Source organism: Cupriavidus sp. HE11 (assembly GCF_056097175.1).
The window spans coordinates 61,810-78,572 of sequence record NZ_CP184466.1 but is presented as its reverse complement, the minus strand read 5'-3'; the positions used below and the strand labels follow the sequence as shown (position 1 = coordinate 78,572).

At 59.8% G+C, this 16,763-nt stretch carries 16 protein-coding genes and 2 pseudogenes; 9 read left to right on the top strand and 9 right to left on the bottom strand.

The features are described 5' to 3' along the window. Positions 1-61 precede the first annotated feature (61 nt). The gene (locus ACOABP_RS28345) at positions 62-1,000 is read left to right on the top strand and encodes a LysR family transcriptional regulator (RefSeq protein WP_474231074.1); all 939 of its coding nucleotides are present in this window, start codon (positions 62-64) and stop codon (positions 998-1,000) included. Between the two features lie 355 nt (positions 1,001-1,355). Here the strand turns inward: ACOABP_RS28345 and ACOABP_RS28340 are convergent, their stop codons facing one another. Then, entirely contained in the window at positions 1,356-1,547 is a 192-nt protein-coding gene (locus ACOABP_RS28340; RefSeq protein ID WP_474231385.1) for a type IV toxin-antitoxin system AbiEi family antitoxin domain-containing protein, read from the bottom strand. Positions 1,548-1,715: 168 nt separating this feature from the next. Here ACOABP_RS28340 and zigA point away from each other — a divergent pair, with 168 nt between their 5' ends. After that, positions 1,716-2,909, top strand: coding sequence for a zinc metallochaperone GTPase ZigA (zigA, locus tag ACOABP_RS28335; RefSeq protein ID WP_474231072.1), 1,194 nt, complete (start codon positions 1,716-1,718; stop codon positions 2,907-2,909). 61 nt (positions 2,910-2,970) lie between these two features. Further along, positions 2,971-3,060: pseudogene (locus tag ACOABP_RS28330) on the top strand (GTP cyclohydrolase FolE2); the annotation flags it as partial. A 284-nt stretch (positions 3,061-3,344) separates the two neighbouring features. Here ACOABP_RS28330 and ACOABP_RS28325 read toward each other — a convergent pair. Both ACOABP_RS28325 and ACOABP_RS28320 read right to left on the bottom strand, forming a co-directional pair. Then, the gene (locus tag ACOABP_RS28325; protein ID WP_474231070.1) at positions 3,345-4,139 is read right to left on the bottom strand and encodes a PIG-L deacetylase family protein; all 795 of its coding nucleotides are present in this window, start codon (positions 4,137-4,139) and stop codon (positions 3,345-3,347) included. A gap of 380 nt (positions 4,140-4,519) precedes the next feature. Next, a complete protein-coding gene (locus ACOABP_RS28320) occupies positions 4,520-4,972 on the bottom strand; it encodes an Lrp/AsnC family transcriptional regulator (protein ID WP_474231068.1) in 453 nt (150 codons plus the stop codon). 114 nt (positions 4,973-5,086) lie between these two features. Between ACOABP_RS28320 and ACOABP_RS28315 the strand changes: the two are divergent. Continuing rightward, positions 5,087-5,728: pseudogene (locus ACOABP_RS28315) on the top strand (LysE family translocator). Between the two features lie 265 nt (positions 5,729-5,993). Here the strand turns inward: ACOABP_RS28315 and ACOABP_RS28310 are convergent. Further along, the gene (locus ACOABP_RS28310; RefSeq protein WP_474231067.1) at positions 5,994-7,109 is read right to left on the bottom strand and encodes a LysR substrate-binding domain-containing protein; all 1,116 of its coding nucleotides are present in this window, start codon (positions 7,107-7,109) and stop codon (positions 5,994-5,996) included. A gap of 194 nt (positions 7,110-7,303) precedes the next feature. Here ACOABP_RS28310 and ACOABP_RS28305 point away from each other — a divergent pair, with 194 nt between their 5' ends. After that, positions 7,304-8,344 carry a Bug family tripartite tricarboxylate transporter substrate binding protein gene (locus ACOABP_RS28305; protein WP_474231066.1) on the top strand — a complete coding sequence of 347 codons (1,041 nt, stop codon included), beginning with the start codon at positions 7,304-7,306 and terminating at the stop codon, positions 8,342-8,344. Further along, positions 8,344-9,945 carry a gamma-glutamyltransferase family protein gene (locus ACOABP_RS28300; protein WP_474231065.1) on the top strand — a complete coding sequence of 534 codons (1,602 nt, stop codon included), beginning with the start codon at positions 8,344-8,346 and terminating at the stop codon, positions 9,943-9,945. Before ACOABP_RS28305 ends, ACOABP_RS28300 begins: the two co-directional genes overlap by 1 nt. Before the next feature lie 129 nt (positions 9,946-10,074). Here ACOABP_RS28300 and ACOABP_RS28295 read toward each other — a convergent pair whose 3' ends face one another. Continuing rightward, positions 10,075-10,602, bottom strand: coding sequence for a hypothetical protein (locus tag ACOABP_RS28295; protein ID WP_474231064.1), 528 nt, complete (start codon positions 10,600-10,602; stop codon positions 10,075-10,077). A gap of 165 nt (positions 10,603-10,767) precedes the next feature. Here ACOABP_RS28295 and ACOABP_RS28290 point away from each other — a divergent pair, with 165 nt between their 5' ends. Then, positions 10,768-11,316, top strand: a complete 549-nt coding sequence (locus ACOABP_RS28290) for a MarR family winged helix-turn-helix transcriptional regulator (RefSeq protein ID WP_474231384.1) — start codon at positions 10,768-10,770, stop codon at positions 11,314-11,316. 37 nt (positions 11,317-11,353) lie between these two features. Here the strand turns inward: ACOABP_RS28290 and ACOABP_RS28285 are convergent, their stop codons facing one another. After that, positions 11,354-12,577 carry an IscS subfamily cysteine desulfurase gene (locus ACOABP_RS28285; protein WP_474231063.1) on the bottom strand — a complete coding sequence of 408 codons (1,224 nt, stop codon included), beginning with the start codon at positions 12,575-12,577 and terminating at the stop codon, positions 11,354-11,356. Between the two features lie 352 nt (positions 12,578-12,929). Here ACOABP_RS28285 and ACOABP_RS28280 point away from each other — a divergent pair, with 352 nt between their 5' ends. After that, positions 12,930-13,307 (top strand): flavin reductase family protein, encoded by a 378-nt coding sequence (locus ACOABP_RS28280; protein ID WP_474231061.1) that lies wholly within the window; start codon positions 12,930-12,932, stop codon positions 13,305-13,307. 30 nt (positions 13,308-13,337) lie between these two features. Here ACOABP_RS28280 and ACOABP_RS28275 read toward each other — a convergent pair whose 3' ends face one another. The 3 genes from ACOABP_RS28275 to ACOABP_RS28265 form a co-directional block, all read right to left on the bottom strand. Further along, positions 13,338-13,961, bottom strand: a complete 624-nt coding sequence (locus ACOABP_RS28275; protein WP_474231059.1) for a DUF2721 domain-containing protein — start codon at positions 13,959-13,961, stop codon at positions 13,338-13,340. A gap of 81 nt (positions 13,962-14,042) precedes the next feature. Beyond that, the gene (locus tag ACOABP_RS28270) at positions 14,043-14,687 is read right to left on the bottom strand and encodes a glutathione S-transferase family protein (RefSeq protein WP_474231058.1); all 645 of its coding nucleotides are present in this window, start codon (positions 14,685-14,687) and stop codon (positions 14,043-14,045) included. 284 nt (positions 14,688-14,971) lie between these two features. Continuing rightward, positions 14,972-15,649, bottom strand: coding sequence for a peroxiredoxin-like family protein (locus tag ACOABP_RS28265; protein ID WP_474231057.1), 678 nt, complete (start codon positions 15,647-15,649; stop codon positions 14,972-14,974). A 150-nt stretch (positions 15,650-15,799) separates the two neighbouring features. On the opposite strand from ACOABP_RS28265, the gene ACOABP_RS28260 reads away from it, so the two are divergent. Continuing rightward, positions 15,800-16,681 carry a LysR family transcriptional regulator gene (locus ACOABP_RS28260; RefSeq protein ID WP_474231056.1) on the top strand — a complete coding sequence of 294 codons (882 nt, stop codon included), beginning with the start codon at positions 15,800-15,802 and terminating at the stop codon, positions 16,679-16,681. The last annotated feature ends 82 nt before the right edge of the window (positions 16,682-16,763 follow it).

Genomic DNA, 16,763 nt, shown 5'->3' with positions numbered 1-16,763 from the left:
CCGCACAGTTTTGATGCAAAGGTTCTCGAGCGAATCGCTGGGGACATAGAGAAGGCAGGCGATGAAATTCAATCAACTCAAGGCATTGCTGGCGATTGCGGACGCCGGCAGCATTCATGAGGCCGCTCGGCTGCTCCACCTGACGCAATCCGCCCTCAGCAAGTCCATCAAGGAGTTGGAACGGGAAGTTGGCACCGAGCTGCTTGTCAGGTCCGCGAAGGGTGCAACGCTGACCGAATGCGGGCTGATGATGATCCGTCGGTCCCGTTCCATCGAAAAGGAAATGGGGCGGATGTGGGAGGAAATCGGCAGCTACCGGGGGGAGGTTGGCGGACGACTGACCATCGGTCACACCGGACCCGCCGCGACGCTCGCACTGGCTGAGGCCGTCGCTGAATTTGTCAGGAAGCGCCCGATGGTGAAGGTGTCCGTCCTAGAGATGCGCGGCGGACAGATCGCGGAAGGCCTGCGCAACGGCACGCTGGACCTCGGGCTTGTCAGTCAGTACGGTGAGCCGGATACCGACCTGTGCTGGAGGAAGATGCTGAGCCACGAAACAATGCTGGTCTCTGGCCCGCGGGAGAACCCCGAGACGACGCTTGAGGCGCTGATTGACGAGCCATGGTTGACGCTGGACCCCGAGGACGACGCCGAGAGCTGTATCTCCACGCTCTTCGCGCATTATGGCTTGACGCCGCCGTCGCGCATCGTGCGAAGTTCGTCGGTGACGCTGTACATCCAGCTGGCGGTTCGCATCAACGCGGTGATGCATTGGATGGACGCGGTGCGTCCAAGTTTCGAGCGCTATTTTGAGCAAGGCTCGATGACTCGCCTGGTACTTCCGCACGATATGCCCAAGCTGAACGTCTTCCTCCAGTACCGCGATCAGGATCTTCTTACCGCATCCGCGGTCGAATTCGTCGACCTGTATGAGCGCGGTTGCGCACGCTGGTCCGGTCGAACGGCGGAGTCCTTCCTGAAGGTGGAGATGGCCTCGTGACAGAAAACCAAAAGGGCCTGCGCCTTAGGTAACAGGTCGCTTATCTCGGGGCGCAGACGGGTGCCACGCAACACATAGTTGACTTCGACCTTGACGGCCGAACCGGCGGAGATCGCGGTCAGCTTGGCGTCATTCCCCTTGATCTTGCCCTTTGCGCCCACCTTGGTGAAATGCGCCCTCGTCGCGCTGCATCGTGTGATCGGTGAACACGACGGCGATATCGACCGGACAGGCGGGGCAGATCCTGGAGGAAAGGGTTGATCGCTTTGCCCCCATTCATCGCGAACTTGTCGGTGTCAAAAGACGGAAGGTGCAATATCGATCAGCATACGGACGGTGTCGAGGTAGTTGCTATTCATGGCGCTTGGGTGGTGCTGGCATCCAGTGCCGCTTGTTTAGCTTCCACGCGCAGTTGGACATGCTCTTGCAGGTTCTGTCCCCAGGCGAAGCCGCTTTCTTCGCCCAGCGTCTTCACCAGTTTGAGCACCTTCAGTCGTGTGCAATGCTCCAGGAAGTAGCGGAGGACGGGAGGTCGAAGGTTTCGCATCGTTTGGGTGTAAATGCAACGTTGTTGCATTAGTGGCTATGCCGGTCGCGGCCTGAAAATGAGGTTGCAATGCAACACGGTTGCATTTAAGATGTTTTGCAACATTGTTGCATTAGAGTTGCGCCGGCACTTTTCGGCGCTTCATTGAAGGCAAAACCGACTCCTCAAATGCTCCCAACCAAGCTCCCTGTCACCGTGCTCTCGGGCTTCCTAGGCGCGGGTAAGACCACCTTGCTGAATCACATCCTCAACAACCGAGAGGGTCGTCGGGTGGCGGTCATTGTCAATGACATGTCCGACGTGAACATCGACGCGGCGCTTGTCCGTGATAGGGGTGCGAATCTCTCCCGGACGGAAGAGAAGCTCGTGGAGATGAGCAATGGATGCATCTGCTGCACCCTGCGGGAAGACCTGCTCCTGGAGGTTGATCGGCTGGCCAAGGAAGGGCGTTTCGATCAACTGGTCATCGAATCCACGGGCATATCGGAGCCTCTACCAGTGGCGGAAACCTTTACCTTCGAAGGTGAAGACGGTCGTAGCCTCAACGAGGTGGCCCACCTGGACACCATGGTCACGGTGGTCGATGGCTTCAACTTCCTCCGGGACTACGGCTCGCGCGACAGCCTGCAGGCGCGCGGCGAGTCACTGGGCGACGAAGATGCCCGCACGGTCGTGGATCTGCTGATCAACCAGGTCGAGTTCTGTGACGTCATTGTGCTCAACAAGATTGACCTGATTGCCGAGGGGGATCGTGAGCGTCTCCTGGGAATTCTTCGCTCGCTCAATCCCAGGGCGCGTATCGAGATCTCCGAGTTCGGCCGCGTGCCACTGGAGCGGGTGCTCGGTACTGGGCTGTTCGACTTCGAGGAAGCCTCGAAAGCCCCCGGCTGGCTGCAAGAAATGCGCGGCACCCACGTCCCGGAGACCGAGGAATTCGGCATTCGCAGCTTTGTCTATAGCGCGCGCCGCCCGTTTCACCCTGAGCGCTTCCATGAACTGGTCGGCGCCGAGTGGCCCGGTGTGGTGCGCTCCAAGGGCTTCTTCTGGCTGGCGAGCCATCCGACGTTGGCGGGGACGTGGTCTCAGGCTGGGGCCATAGCCAGACACGGCCCGGCGGGCTACTGGTGGGCTGCGGTGCCGCCCGGACGCTGGCCGGAAGACCCTGAGTCTGTCGCCCTGATTCGCGCTAAATGGAATGACAACGTCGGCGATGCCCGCCAGGAGATCGTCATGATTGGCATGGATATGGACGAACCCGAACTTCGGCGATGTCTGGACGCCTGCCTGTTGACGGACGACGAGATGGCCCAGGGGCCGGATGCGTGGACCACCTGGCGCAACCCTTTTCCTGACTGGCCCTGAAAGTTTGGGCTCCCCATGCGTATCGGACTGTGGGGATGCCCCCAAAAATCCGAACCTGAGCATGAGCGCAGCCCTTCCCGACGTCTCCCTGACCGAACTCTCGCTGACGTTCACTCCGCTGGAGTGGCTCGGCATGCAGGGCATTGACCTGCGCAGCTCTGACCCACGGCCTGCGGTGGGGCCGAGCGTGATCGTCGAAGAACGGCACCTTCAAGGCCTGGAGGGTGCTAGTCAGCCGTTTTTCACTGCGTACGATTGAGTCAACATGGATTGCATGAGGACGACATCTTCGAAGTCTGGACCTGACTGCGCCGGACGTGAAGGGGATTTTAGGTCGAACCAGCGACCAAGTGAATCGCGGGTAGATGCAGAGGAGTGAGGCAGCTTGCGCGCGGTCCCAGCAACTTGGCCGCTCCATCGAGCAGATTTTTCTCATCACGCATGACTGCGTCGAGTTACCCAGTACCGCTCGGCGGGTTCGCCATCACCAATTTCCCGTGCATAACGTTCTACCGTTTCACGCGTGACCGAGCCATCCACGAAAATCTCCTCCAGCTGAGAAGCATAGGCGAGGATGCTCTCGACCTTCTTTCGCAAATCGATGGGCACGACTACGGCACGCTCGAAGTCGCACGCGCTTCTACTTTTTGCCGCGGCGAGGCTATCTGGATTGTGCTGAGGATACTGACCTAGAACATAGGGGAAGTCTTCGTATAGCCACACCTCAACGCCACTGACCTCAGCGGCTGCTTTCAGAACTGTCGATACGATTACGTGATCGACGTGTCCGCCAACGCCGATGGGACCGTACACGCGGTCCGGACGGAAACTCTCAAGCTGCTCGTCCAGAAGACGCCGAACATCACTCGGGAAACTATCCTGCGGGGCCGGATGGGCGCCAAACACGGCCGCGATGGATGGATACAGCGACGAGCCGTCCGGGCCTAAGCGGTAGATCGCATCGAGAAGTTCTTCGTGCCGATACTGTGCATCCAGAACTCGGCACGACGCGATGTCCTCCTTGCGTCTTTCCTTAAAAGGCATGTCTCCAAGACCCCAGTGCTTGTGGATCGCTTGAGTGAAATCGCTGCATGGCGCGTCGGCGCTTGCGTCCGCTGTGACGAACGTCTCGATCAACACCTCATCGCCCTGATTGCGCAGCAGAGCGATGTGGCCGCCCGCGCTCAACGACGCATCATCCGGATGCGGTGACAAGAATAAATGCCTCATCGTGATTCCTGATTTACCAGTTCACCTTGGTGGTATGGCGCAGCCCAGTGCGCCGATGCTTCGCGTAAGGGGCGCGGCGTAACCCAATCGGCGTCGCGCTCGATGTGGTGCGCGGTCTTGCGACTGCCACCTTCGGCGGATGCATTCCCGGCTCGCCGACAAGATGGCAGGAGTGGGGAAGCCACTTCATGGCGCGGCGGCGGGAGGCCGAGCCCGTGCAGCTGGCGAAAGTGCATGCGGTCGCTCCGCAATCTTTCCGGAGCCGGGAGATGCCGGTACTTCAGACCTTTACTGATCACCTTGATCCCCGGAGCTGCGTGCCGCCCGCTTTGAGCTTGCGCATTTCTACCCGATCGGAGACTTTCAAGTAAAGCCTTTGCTTAGTTGCGGCGCTTGGCGGGTGGCTGTTGCAGACCCCGGGCAACCAGCGGGGTCGACATCACAATTGAAGTGCGAGTTTCGCCATACAGGTTGATACGTTCAATGAGCCGTTCCAGATCGGCCAAGCTGACCGCCACCAATCGCATGACATAGGAGTCTGCCCCAGTTACGTGATGGCATTCGAGCACCTCGGGAATCGTGTCAAGCAACTTGAGGAACTTCGTCTTCGCGGGTTGCGGCACGGTAATGCCGATCAGCGCCGTCACCGCATAGCCTGCCGCGACGGGGCTGATCCGTGCTGAGTAGCCTTCGATGACCCCGGACTCTTCCAGGCGTTTGACGCGCTCCGTTACAGCCGGCACCGACAACTGGACCTGGCGGCCCAGATCGGTATAGCTCATGCGTCCGTTCTGCTGTAGCAAGGAAAGCACTTTCCAATCCAGTTCGTCCATGGCGCCGTAATTTTTAAGGAGAAATCGCTATCTTCTATTAAAAACTAGCTTCGCGCACGCGCAAAGGCCGCCTACGATGCGTCTCCATATCAACGCTGTTCGTCGGAGAAGGTCGTGCTGTTCGTCAAGTCAATGGTGATAGGTCTTTGCATTGCCGCGCCGGTTGGCCCCATCGGCATGTTGTGCATCCAGCGCAGTCTTACCCGTGGTTTTCGCTCCGGCTTCGCAACGGGCATCGGCGCAGCAAGCGCGGATGGCATTTACGGATTGCTCGGTGCGCTCGGTATTGCTGGTGTAGCAGCGGCGCTGCCGGTGCTAAGCATGGCCCTGAAAATTGGTGGTGGCATGTTTCTGATCTGGCTCGCCTGCGGCATCGCTCGTGAAGCGCCTGCGGCCCCTGGCCTTTCCAAAGGGGCACCGCGCGCAACTGTCGCTCGCGATTTCCTCACGACATTTGCCCTTACGCTGTCCAGCCCCATGACCATTCTGTCATTCATCGGGATATTTGCAGCGCTCGGGCCACTGTCAGATTCGCACGATGGCGCTGGATGGACCACGGTAGCGCTTATGGTCAGCGGGGTATTCGCCGGCTCTGCCATCTAGTGGTTGTGCTTGAGTACTGCGACCGCCACGTTACGCAAAGCGATGCCGGTCTCGTTGATGCGCGGCTTTTCGCGCATGTCGGCCATCGTGGTAGGTGTGTTTGGGTGCGTCCAGATGGTCTCTGGAGTATCTAATCTAATCTCGGTCGTCTGATGCGCGGGAATTCACTGACGACTGGCCGCAACGCCTTGTGGATTCAACCGATCGATGCAACACCTGGAATCTGTGTGAGCAGTGGAGGTGCTGCAAATGAAACAAAGGCGCCAGATCTACTACACCGAGACTCAGAAGGCACTAATGTGGGAACGAGGGGCGGCGGAGCTTATGCGCTGGATTCGCGCTGTCATCGTACCTGCGCGCAGTAGAGTAGGTCGAGGCTAGGCAACCATGTGAAAGCCTGCGCGGATGTCTGGGAGCGCTATGCCCGGTCCAGTGTCTTAAGCGTGCGTCTGCTCGAGCGTTTGGCAAACTGGCGAAGGTCGGCCGCGGTTGTGACTGGGCCCGAAGACGTGTGTGTCTTGTCGATGGCGTCGGGCGCTTCGAGCATTTGCCAGAACTCGAGTAGCGTCACGTTACTCGTACTGACTGGTCGATATGCACGGATCTCGAAGGCTGCTTCCCAGGAAGCATCTCCGGCGCGAACTAGCTTCCCGCTTTCGAGGGCGTCAGTCGTGGCGCTTAGCGGCAGCCAGGTCAGTCCGTGACCTTCAATCGCCATCTTTTGCAGCAACATGGCCATGTCCGCCTCGTAGCAGCACACCAGTTGCCGATGCGCACCATGCTGTTCGAGCACGGTATCGAGGAGTCTTCCAAGCGTGGTGTCGGGTGTGTACGAAAGGAATGGCACTGACATGCCGCCGCTTGGCACAGTAAACAGAGGCGTTCCTCGAGATGAGGGCGCCGATACCGGGATCAGCGTGTCCGTACCGACCGTGACGCTGGCGAAGCGATCCCCGTCGAGCATCACGGGGACGCGCGGGTGATTGAACCCAATCATGAGATCGCAGCGCCCCTCTGTCAGTGCTACGACCGCATCGAGCACATTTGCTGCGACGACACGCGCGTGAAAATGCCCGAATCGTTGGCGACACTGCTTTAGCCAGGCCGGCAAGAACGCGAGCGAAAGCGCATGGCCGGCAACAATGTCTATCGTTCGGTCCGGCAAGGTGGCCTCCCTGCGCAATGCAGTTCGAGCCTCAACCAGAAGGTCTGCGGCTTGTCGAGCGATCTCGCAGAATCCGATTCCAGCTGGCGTCAATGCCAACGGAAACATATTGCGGTCGACCAGGTCGGCGCCGGCCCACTCCTCTAACGAGCGAATACGGCGAGACAAGGCTGACTGCGTAATGTGACGCAGTTCAGCGGCCCTGGAAAAGCTGCGCGTTTGCTCAAGCACGAGCAAGTCTTCAATCCATTTCAACTGCATGCGGCGACCTTGGTATTGGCTGGCCTGCGCTGACATATCGACGTCGACAGCAGGATCGGTATTCCACTTCGGTATACCGTCATGGCCATTTTGCATCTTCTCTTGCACGGACCATGCCTAGAATCGATTCCACTTTCCCAATCAGCGCTACTACAGATAAATGGTGGCCCAGCATGGCGGGACGCAAAAGCGCCGCAATATAGCGGCGGGCGTCCGATGTTCCGCAACCCATGCCTGCCGAGTCCGGAGTTGTCCTGCGATGACACTGGCGCGCCATGGCAGTATCTCGGAGTCATCCCGACATGTTGAAAAAGTCGAGTCGCACCAAAGCGGCGCAAGTTCGCACCATTTCAGGCCGGGCGCTGTGGCGTAGTGCGTTCCCTGCGGTGTTGGTCGCTACTGTAGGTCTGTCTGCAACCTTCGTCTCGCCGGCGGCGCTTGCTGAATACCCGGAACGACCCATTCAGATGGTCCTGTCGTTTCCCCCAGCCGGCGCGACTGACGTGTTGGCGCGCGCCATTGGGCAGCGGCTCTCCCAGGTGCTCAAGCAACCCGTCGTGGTGGAGAATCGTCCGGGTGCCGGCGGTGCGATTGGAATGGGGTACGCAGCCAAGGCGTCCCCCGATGGATATACGCTCTACATGGCTGCCGTCAGCAATGTGGCCATCGCGGCGGCTACCTATTCAAACCAGCCTGCAAACCTGGCCAAGGATTTCGTACCTATCGCAGGCGTTGCCAACGTTCCTCATATTCTCGTGGTGCCTGCAACGCTGCCCGTGAAGACTGTGCCGGAGCTGGTGAAGTATCTGAAGGCTGCCCCGGGCCAATACAACTTTGCTTCGCAGGGATCAGGCACCCTGTCGCATCTCGAGTCCGAACTCTTCCGCCTGCGAACAGGCGTCGATGTTATCCATGTTCCATACAAGGGCAGTAGTTTCGCGCTGCCCGACTTGATGGCCGGGCGTTCTGCAATGATGTTCGATAGCATCCCGTCCGCCTTGCCTCATGTGAAATCCGGGAAGCTGCGGTTGCTGGCGGTGGCATCGGAGCACCGTGTGAAGTCGTTGCCCGACGCGCAGACGCTGGGGGAAGCGGGTATTCCTGACTTCCGCGTCAACAACCTATTCGGACTGGTTGCGCCAAAGGGCACGCCACAAGCCGTTATTGAAAAGCTTGTGGCGGCAACGAAGACCGTGCTGGCCCAGCCCGAACTGGTTGAGGCGATGGATGCTCAGGGGGTACAGATTGTCTTTACCCCGACTGACAAGTTCGGTCGGCTGGTCCAGCAGGAAATGCGGGACTGGGCGAAGGTTGCACAGGCCGCGAACGTCAAGGTGGACTGATGCAAGGGTTCTGGGATTTCCCTTACGCATCCCGGCGAGTGCCGGTATTGGCGGACAACGTGGTGTCAACGTCGCAGCCGCTGGCCGCAGCCGCCGGCTTGCGGATGTTGGCGCGTGGCGGTAACGCAGTAGACGCCGCGTTGGCCACTGCTATCGCTCTTACCGTCGTCGAGCCCTGCATGAATGGGATCGGCGGCGACGCATTCGCCTTGATTTGGGACGGCAGCAAGCTTCATGGGCTTAACGCGTCAGGGCGAGCCCCACGCGCGTGGACCCCGGAGTCGTTCTCCAAGTACGACTCGATGCCAAATATTGGCTGGGATGCCGTCACCGTTCCTGGTGCTGTCTCCGGCTGGCGATCGACCTGGGAGCGTTTCGGGTCCTTGCGGTTTGAAGACCTCTTTGAACCCGCCATCGAATATGCGCGAAATGGGTTTGTTGTCTCTCACACCGTGCATCGACAGTGGCAAGCCCAGGTCTCCGTATTGAATGGCCAGCCAGGATTCACCGAGTCCTTTGCCCCGCGAGGTCGCGCGCCGTTGCCAGGCGAGCGGTTTGTTTGCCCGGGTCAGGCCGAGACGCTGGAGCGCATTGCGCGGACAGGTGGCGACGACTTCTACCACGGGGAACTCGCCCGCAAGATCGCGGGGCATGCGCGTGTCACTGGAGGTCGTCTGGATGAGGCCGACCTTGCTGCGCATCAAGCGGACTGGGTGGACCCGATTGGCATGAAGTATCGGGATCTCACGCTCTATGAAATCGGACCGAATGGGCAGGGAATTGGGGCGCTGATGGCGCTTGGCATGCTCGAGCATTGGGACATCGCGGACTCTGGCCGGGATTCTGCCCGCACGATGCACCTGCAGATCGAAGCGATGAAACTCGCCTTTGCGGACTTGCATGCCTACGTGGGCGACATCGATGCAATGCGTCAACCGGGAGGTGTTGGTCCGGAGGATCTTCTTGATTCAGCGTATCTCGCTGACCGTGCCAAGGCGATTCGCCCGGACAGAGCGTCGTACCCGGGGCCGGGAAAGCCTCACAGCGGAGGCACGGTGTACCTTACGGCAGCAGACCGTAATGGCATGATGGTTTCGTACATACAGTCGAACTTCAAGGGGTTTGGCTCGGGTGTCGTCGTGCCGGGGACCGGGATTGCCTTGCACAATAGGGGCTGGGGCTTCAATCTGAAGCCTGGACATCCAAACCAGGTGGCGCCCGGCAAGCGGCCGTTCCATACCATCATCCCGGGATTCCTGATGCGAGGCGATGCGCCGCTTGCATCGTTTGGCGTCATGGGCGGGTCGATGCAGGCCCAGGGCCACGTGCAAATGACGAGCCGTATCGCTGACTTCAACCAGAATCCGCAAGTTGCGAACGATGCGCCTCGGTGGCGTGTGCTGGACGACAACGTCGGTGTTGCGGTGGAAGCGCATTGCCCTGCGTCCACGGTGGAAGGGCTTAGGTCGCTCGGGCATCAGGTAGAGGTCTCGCCAGTCGATAGCCTTGAGTATGGCGGTGCCCAGATGGCGATGAAGGCTCAGCATGGCTATGTTGCCGCATCGGACTATCGGAAGGATGGATATCCGCTGGGATTCTGAGCGCGGCCGCGATGCGTGAGAGGGCAATCAGGCTGTACCCTGGTTGCCCTCTTTATATTCTTACGGATCCACACGCTTGTCTGGCTTCCACTCCCGGTGTCAACCAGTTCGGGAACTGCGCTCCACTGCTCAGGGCACGGCAGCCGGTTGTGCCAGGCCTTCTAAGGGAGCCAGTGACGGTTGCATCGCGATGCACGCTTCAATGGACTGCTTCATTGTCGTAGCGGATAGCCACGGGTAAGGCAGGGGGGCTTGTAGTGCAGCGAGTGCAGCGCCCTCGACGTCGGGGAGACTGTCCATTCGCTCGATATGGATATGGAACTGGGAAACCTCGTAGTCACCGTCGATCGTCTCGCGGAATCCCCATCTATAAAATCCCTTGCCCGCGCGCAACGCACCTGTGGCGGTCTCCCGCATCAGCACCAGCCAGGGAACGACCAGAAGGCCGCCCTGACTTGTGAGCTCACCCACGTAGTATGTACGGCAGCGTTCGAACTTCGTTGCGAATTCGGAAACCAGCGTGGCGGCAATCTCGTCCGGACCCTCCGACTTGGCGGGAAAAGTGATGGAGTCAGTGGCGATCGAGAAGGTCAGCACCGAATCTGCAGAAAAAGCCTCATGAATCAGCAACGGACGATTGTTGTCCTTGGCTTCCACATACTTCTCGAGTAGTTCTTTGGCTTGAGCGACTGAAATGTTCGACATGACGGGGTGAGAGGTTGGTTGCTCCGCGGTTCCTGGCCCAATTTGTCGCCAAGAATCCATTTGTTGTTAAGATTTCAAACAAAGCTTGGTGCAACTACGTGTGGAAAGGACATGGCGATGGCAAAGACAGCGGCGGCAAAGACAAGAACACTCACGATCACGCATCCCGCATGCCTGGTCGACGGCTCCGACGTTGAATTTCGCCATCTGGTCAACGGGCTCCTGCCGTTTGCCGCCCGGCTTTTGTCCGTGCGGGACGGATTCGGCGGTCTTATTGGACTCACCGGCGTGCAGTATTCGCTCATCCGATCGATCGCCCACCTGTCCCAGCAAGGCGAGGTGACAGTGAACCGACTGGGGGAACATCTCCACCTTAGCGGCGCATTCGTTACCATTGAGACCAACAAGCTCAAGAAGCTCGGGCTGATCGACAAGAAATCCCACCCCGACGACAAACGCAAGATGCTGTTGACGGTGTCGCCGGCAGGAACGCGTTTGCTAGGCGAACTACTGCCGGTTCAGCAGCGCATCAACGATGTCCTGTTCGAAGGCGTCACCAAAACCGAGTTCAAAGTGCTGTGTTCCATTGTGGATCGCCTGGTCGATAACGGCGATAGAGCCGTTCTGGATCTGGCCCATCTCCAGGCTCGCCAGCAGAAGGAGTAGGCCGCCGGCCCGCGGAGACCGGGGGCGCCCATTTCCACTAGTGTGCTGCCCACTGGACAGTGCTGATGTCGATGCCTTCCTTGTGCATGTCCCACAGCGGACTCATCGACCGCAATTTCTCGACGGTGCGGCTTACCATCTCGATCACTTCTTCGACCTCCGTGTCAGTCGTGTAGCGGCCAAGTGTGAATCGGACGGAGCTATGTGCGAGCTCGTCGCTGCGGCCAAGCGCGCGTAGCACGAACGATGGCTCGAGCGAGGCAGAGGTGCACGCAGAGCCGGAGGACACGGCGATGTCTTTCATGCCCATGATCAGCGACTCGCCTTCCACAAAGTTGAAGCTGATGTTCAGGTTGTGAGGAATCCGGTGTTCCAGGCTGCCATTCACGTAGACCTCGTCCATCTTCTTCAGGCCGGACATCAGCCGGTCGCGCAGTGCACCAACGCGCCGCGCCTCTTCCGCGAGTTCCAGCTTCGCCAGGCGAAACGCCTCGCCCATGCCAACAATCTGGTGCGTGGGCAATGTGCCTGAGCGCATGCCACGCTCGTGCCCACCACCGTGGATCTGCGCCTCCAGGCGGATGCGCGGCTTGCGCCGGACGTAGAGCGCGCCAATTCCCTTCGGCCCGTAGACCTTGTGTGCCGTTACTGTCAGCAGATCGATCTTGAGCGATTCGAGATCGATGGCAATCTTCCCGGCCGCCTGCACGGCGTCGCAGTGGAACACGATGCCCGAAGCGCGGCAGAGCTCGCCGATCTTCGCAACAGGCTGAATGACGCCAATTTCGTTGTTGACCATCATCACCGATACCAGGATGGTGTCAGGCCGCAGCGCGGCACGCAACGCATCCAGATCGACCAGCCCATCCTCGCGAACATCCAGGTACGTCACCTCAAATCCCTGACGCTCCAACTCGCGGCAGGTATCGAGCACCGCCTTGTGCTCTGTCTTGACGGTGATGATGTGCTTGCCCTTGCCTGAGTAGAAATGCGCGGCACCTTTGATTGCAAGGTTGTTACCCTCTGTCGCACCCGAGGTCCAGACGATCTCCCGCGGGTCTGCGTTCAATAGCGCGGCCACATGTCCGCGCGCTGCTTCCACGGCGGACTCGGCATCCCATCCAAAACTGTGGCTACGCGAGGCGGGGTTGCCGAAATGTTGATGCAGGAAGGGCACCATCTTGTCGACGACGCGGATATCCACCGGTGTCGTCGCGCTGTAGTCCATATAGATGGGGACGTCACGCGCTTCAGATTGCATAGCTACTTTTATATATGGCGTTGGGGACGCTCCATGGGACAGCGTGTGCTTTTCCCATGGAGATTGGCGCCGAGTCTAGCACCGGCGCCGCCCATTTCAACGAGGTGCCATGCGACCAATAGGGTTGTTCGGCATCTATTTTGACGCGCTTCGCAAGCTCCTTCCGCGCGCCGAAATCATCCGGAAACACTTATCCATCAACGGTTTCCGGGAAATCCACCTTTGCCTGTGTGCGCCGTACCCAAGGGTTTTCACTCCCTTGCATTACTTTGTTTGTTGGCATTGAATACTATCTAAGTTACAAAGCTAAATAACTAAGTAACAAAGAACGGATGCAACGTGCGTAGGAGGCATGATGGCTGAAACAGCGACTCACAACGGCAGCGCTCAACTTGACGTCGACGCGCAGCGCCAATTCAGGAACACCCTCGGGATGTTTGCCACGGGCGTGGCAGTCATTACCGCGCCGCGCGATGCAGGCGCGCCGGTCGGCATCACGGTGGCGTCGTTCAACGCCGTGTCCTTGGACCCCCCACTGGTTCTGTTCTCGGTAGACCGGCGCTGCCTGAGCCTGGACGACCTTTGCACTGCGCCGCGATACGCCGTGAACGTGCTTGATGAGGCGCAGCAGGATATTTCCAACCGCTTCGCCAAGGCCAACTCTGGCAAGTGGGATGGCGTGGATCTTTCGAATCAAAGGGGGGACCGGCAGGTTCTGCTGCCGGATTAGCTCTGGCGAGCCCTTGTCAGAGCGTGATGCTCACGATATCGACTTTCTTTCCTTCGATCTAGCGAGCGTGTCGCGGAACTGTTTTCCGTCTGGACGCACAATCAGCGCGCGCGCCACGTTGCGAGAGCAAGCTCGGGACGAAGTCTGGTGCGATTGGGCAGGTGCGGGAGTCGTGCGCGATGCGAAGCCCGTGAGCGATCGTGCCGAAGGGATCTGAGGATGGGAAGGCGTCGGGCCAAACAACCAGCTTTCGATAAACAAGGTCACCACGCCAATAGTGAGCGCGGCGCCGCCAAGTGTCGCCGCAAACAGTACGGCCGGGTCGGCGAGGATATCGACGCCAGGTGAGATGGTTTGCTCGACGCACAGGCCGATCAGGGCGATCAGCGTGCCAAGACCAAAACCGCCGGCCGCAGCCTGCAGCAGCAACATGGCGCTTCGCAGCAATGCGACTCTTCGCCCGGCGCGGAGTCGCCGGCGCGTCGTGGCGGGATCATCCTCGGTGCGGCGCCCAGATGCTTGCGTACTGCGGCGCTGCCGATCGAGGGCAATACCGAGTCGATTGGTGGCGCCCAGCAGGAGCACGGTAGAGGCGTTGGTCAGCAGGGCGGGCCCCGTGATCAGCGACAGTGTGGAGGCGAGGTTTGCTGACATGATGGCTGCCTTTGTCACGGCCTTATCGCTGCCTGTTTGGCTCCCGGAGCGAGGGCTCCGGGGTGCCGGCCGAGGGAGTGATCAGGCGGCTGCCTTGATGGCGTCGTGCTGGGCGACCATATCGGCTTCGTCCTTGAGTGCCTTCTTCACCGAAGCGCGCGCTTCGATACGGCCGATGTAGTCGAACAAGTTCTTCAGATGCGTGATCGGTGCACCCGAGCGCTCATGCCAGAGGGTGGCCCAGACGTAGGCATCGGCAACCGTGAATTTGTCGCCGGTCAGGTAGGCACGGCCATCCGCCAGTTGCGCGTCGAGCCTTGAGTAGGCGGCGACCAGCTTGTCACGGGTCCACTGGGTGCCAAACTCCGTTTGCAGCTTGCGCATCAGGGGGATGTGCTTCTGTGCAATTTCGGTGGCCAGGAACGTCAGCAACTGATCGAACTTCACGCGCTCCAGCGTGCCATGCGGCGGGATCAGGCCAGCAGCCAGATGCTGGTCAGCCAGGTACGACGTGATGATCGTCGTCTCGGTGAGATGTGTCTTGTCTTCATCATCAAGGACAAGCACCGGCACGTAGGAGAGCGGGTTGACCTGGCTGAAGTCGTCGTTGGCGGAAGTGCTCTTGCCGAAAACGTCGTAGTGAATTAGCTCGGGCTCCAGGCCCAGTTCGTTGGCAATGACCTGTACGGCGAGCGAGCAAGTGGCGTGGGCGATATAGAGTTTCATAGCGAGGGTCCCTATGGGTTGAGTAACTGGGTGTGGCCGGCTAATCGGTGATTGGTGTCGGTGTCACGGTTCCACTTTACTAACGGCACGTAGGGCGATAAAGGTGGCTGAAGGAGTCACACTGTGGCCGCAAGAGCGACAATGAGAGGCCCTTCTCGGATTTCCATTTTTGATGTTTCCAACTCCACTTGCCTATAGCTGGTGCAAGCCCGGCGGGGAGAGCAACCCTCGCAATTGCCCGGAAATCCCCGCCAGTCACAGGACCAGTGACCGCATCCGTGGCGTTACGCCGTAGCCTGGCGCAGGCGGTCCAGCGTGGGCAACAGTTCACTTGGGTCGGGGCGCTGCGTGTAGTCGGGATTCACCTCGGCGTAAGCGATGAGGCCGTCCTGACCAATGATGTATCGCGCAGGCATGGGCAGCGTCCACGATGGGTCGTCGTTGATGACGGCCAAGTCGGTCTTGAAGGCATTTTTGTAGATGTCGATGAGGTAATCGGGCAGGGAGAATCGCAAGCCGAATGCGTGGGCCACCTCGCCACGCGGGTCGTTGAGGATCGGAAACCCCAATTTGTTCTGTGTGACGGCCTTTCGACTGTTGACGGCCGATTGCATCGAGATTGCGACCATTGTTGCACCGCGCGCCTCGATCTCCGGGCGAGCCGCCTCGAGCGCCTGCAGATCCATATTGCAGTACGGGCACCAGACACCGCGATAGAACGTCACGACGACAGGCCCCTTGTCGAGCGAGTCTGCCAGGTCGACGGTGTTGCCATTGGCGTCTTTCAATGCGAACACGGGAGCTTGGTCGCCAGCCTTGCGGGCACGGCCGGCCTGGCCGCTTGCAATCAGTTCATCGGTTTGCTTGTGAATGGCGTCCACGACAAAGCGCGGGACGTTGTAGGGCGGCGCGCCAGATTCCAGCGCGGTTTTGAATGCATCGAGTTTGGCTTGCAGGGACATGATTGACTCCAGGTCTTGGGGTGAAGCGTCTGGCGATGTGCGCCGCTTCGTTGAAGACACTGTCGTTCATTTGCAGGCCATGCGGTAGGTGGCAGATTCAACTAGGATATATCCATTATCTAGATGAATGCGTGATACCTGCGAGGCACTATGAGTGACCGGCTTTTTGCCCTGCGCCTGTTTGTGCGCGTGGCGCGTGGTGGCAGCTTTTCCGTTGCAGGGCGTGCGATGCAGCTCTCCCAACCTTCCGTGTCCCGCATCATTTCTGGGCTGGAGGCCGAAGTTGGCGCGGCATTATTGACACGTACGACGCGGGCTGTCTCGCTGACCGAGGCGGGATCCGACTACCTGGCGCGCATCGAGCCCATCCTGGATGCCCTCGATGAAGCCGATCATGCCGCGCGAGGCACTGGGGAACTGCGCGGCATCCTGCGCGTAGGCGTGCCGGCGAGCCTGGCGATGCGACAGATCATTCCGCGGCTGCCCGGTTTCATGGACCTGCATCCCGGACTGCGCGTCGACATGACGATGACCGATCAGCGGCAAAACCTGGTGGTGGAGGGTGTCGATATTGCCCTGCGCTTCGGGGCGTTGCCGGATTCTTCGGCGACCGCCAAGAGAATTGGCACCTCTCACCGGATTCTGGTCGCTGCGCCTGCCTACCTGAAACGTGCCGGTGTCCCGGTCTCGCCAGCAGAACTGCCTTCCCATTCCATCATCGTCGGCCCGGCGGCGATGGCCGGATGGACCTTCCAGCGCGAAGGCCGCGAAACATCGGTGGACCTCGATGGCCGGCTGGTGGTCAATGTCAACGAAGCTGCGGCGACGGCAGCAGTCTCCGGACTGGGCATTGCATGTCTCGGTCGCTGGGGGTGTCAGGAGGAAATATCGCGAGGGTCTCTCGTTCATGTCCTCTCTGAGTGGGCACTCGAGCCGATGGAGGTCAATGCGGTATTCGCAGCCGGCCGCGCAGCCAAGCCGTCGGCACGCGCATTCGCCGACTATCTGGCGAAGAATCTGGTAGACCTTTGACACGCGCTGGCAGGCGGTTGAAGAACCGCTAAGCGCCGGTCATCACTTGCGTACCGGGGTCGCGTGGATGCATTGGACCTTG

Excerpts from the sequence above, each read along its gene's own strand:
- ACOABP_RS28345 (WP_474231074.1), top strand. The coding sequence starts at position 62 with ATGAAATTCAATCAACTCAAGGCATTGCTGGCGATTGCGGACGCCGGC.
- ACOABP_RS28340 (WP_474231385.1), bottom strand. The coding sequence starts at position 1,547 with ATGCGAAACCTTCGACCTCCCGTCCTCCGCTACTTCCTGGAGCATTGC.
- zigA (WP_474231072.1), top strand. The coding sequence starts at position 1,716 with ATGCTCCCAACCAAGCTCCCTGTCACCGTGCTCTCGGGCTTCCTAGGC.
- ACOABP_RS28325 (WP_474231070.1), bottom strand. The coding sequence starts at position 4,139 with ATGAGGCATTTATTCTTGTCACCGCATCCGGATGATGCGTCGTTGAGC.
- ACOABP_RS28320 (WP_474231068.1), bottom strand. The coding sequence starts at position 4,972 with ATGGACGAACTGGATTGGAAAGTGCTTTCCTTGCTACAGCAGAACGGA.
- ACOABP_RS28305 (WP_474231066.1), top strand. The coding sequence starts at position 7,304 with ATGTTGAAAAAGTCGAGTCGCACCAAAGCGGCGCAAGTTCGCACCATT.
- ACOABP_RS28300 (WP_474231065.1), top strand. The coding sequence starts at position 8,344 with ATGCAAGGGTTCTGGGATTTCCCTTACGCATCCCGGCGAGTGCCGGTA.
- ACOABP_RS28290 (WP_474231384.1), top strand. The coding sequence starts at position 10,768 with ATGGCAAAGACAGCGGCGGCAAAGACAAGAACACTCACGATCACGCAT.
- ACOABP_RS28285 (WP_474231063.1), bottom strand. The coding sequence starts at position 12,577 with ATGCAATCTGAAGCGCGTGACGTCCCCATCTATATGGACTACAGCGCG.
- ACOABP_RS28280 (WP_474231061.1), top strand. The coding sequence starts at position 12,930 with ATGATGGCTGAAACAGCGACTCACAACGGCAGCGCTCAACTTGACGTC.
- ACOABP_RS28275 (WP_474231059.1), bottom strand. The coding sequence starts at position 13,961 with ATGTCAGCAAACCTCGCCTCCACACTGTCGCTGATCACGGGGCCCGCC.
- ACOABP_RS28270 (WP_474231058.1), bottom strand. The coding sequence starts at position 14,687 with ATGAAACTCTATATCGCCCACGCCACTTGCTCGCTCGCCGTACAGGTC.
- ACOABP_RS28265 (WP_474231057.1), bottom strand. The coding sequence starts at position 15,649 with ATGTCCCTGCAAGCCAAACTCGATGCATTCAAAACCGCGCTGGAATCT.
- ACOABP_RS28260 (WP_474231056.1), top strand. The coding sequence starts at position 15,800 with ATGAGTGACCGGCTTTTTGCCCTGCGCCTGTTTGTGCGCGTGGCGCGT.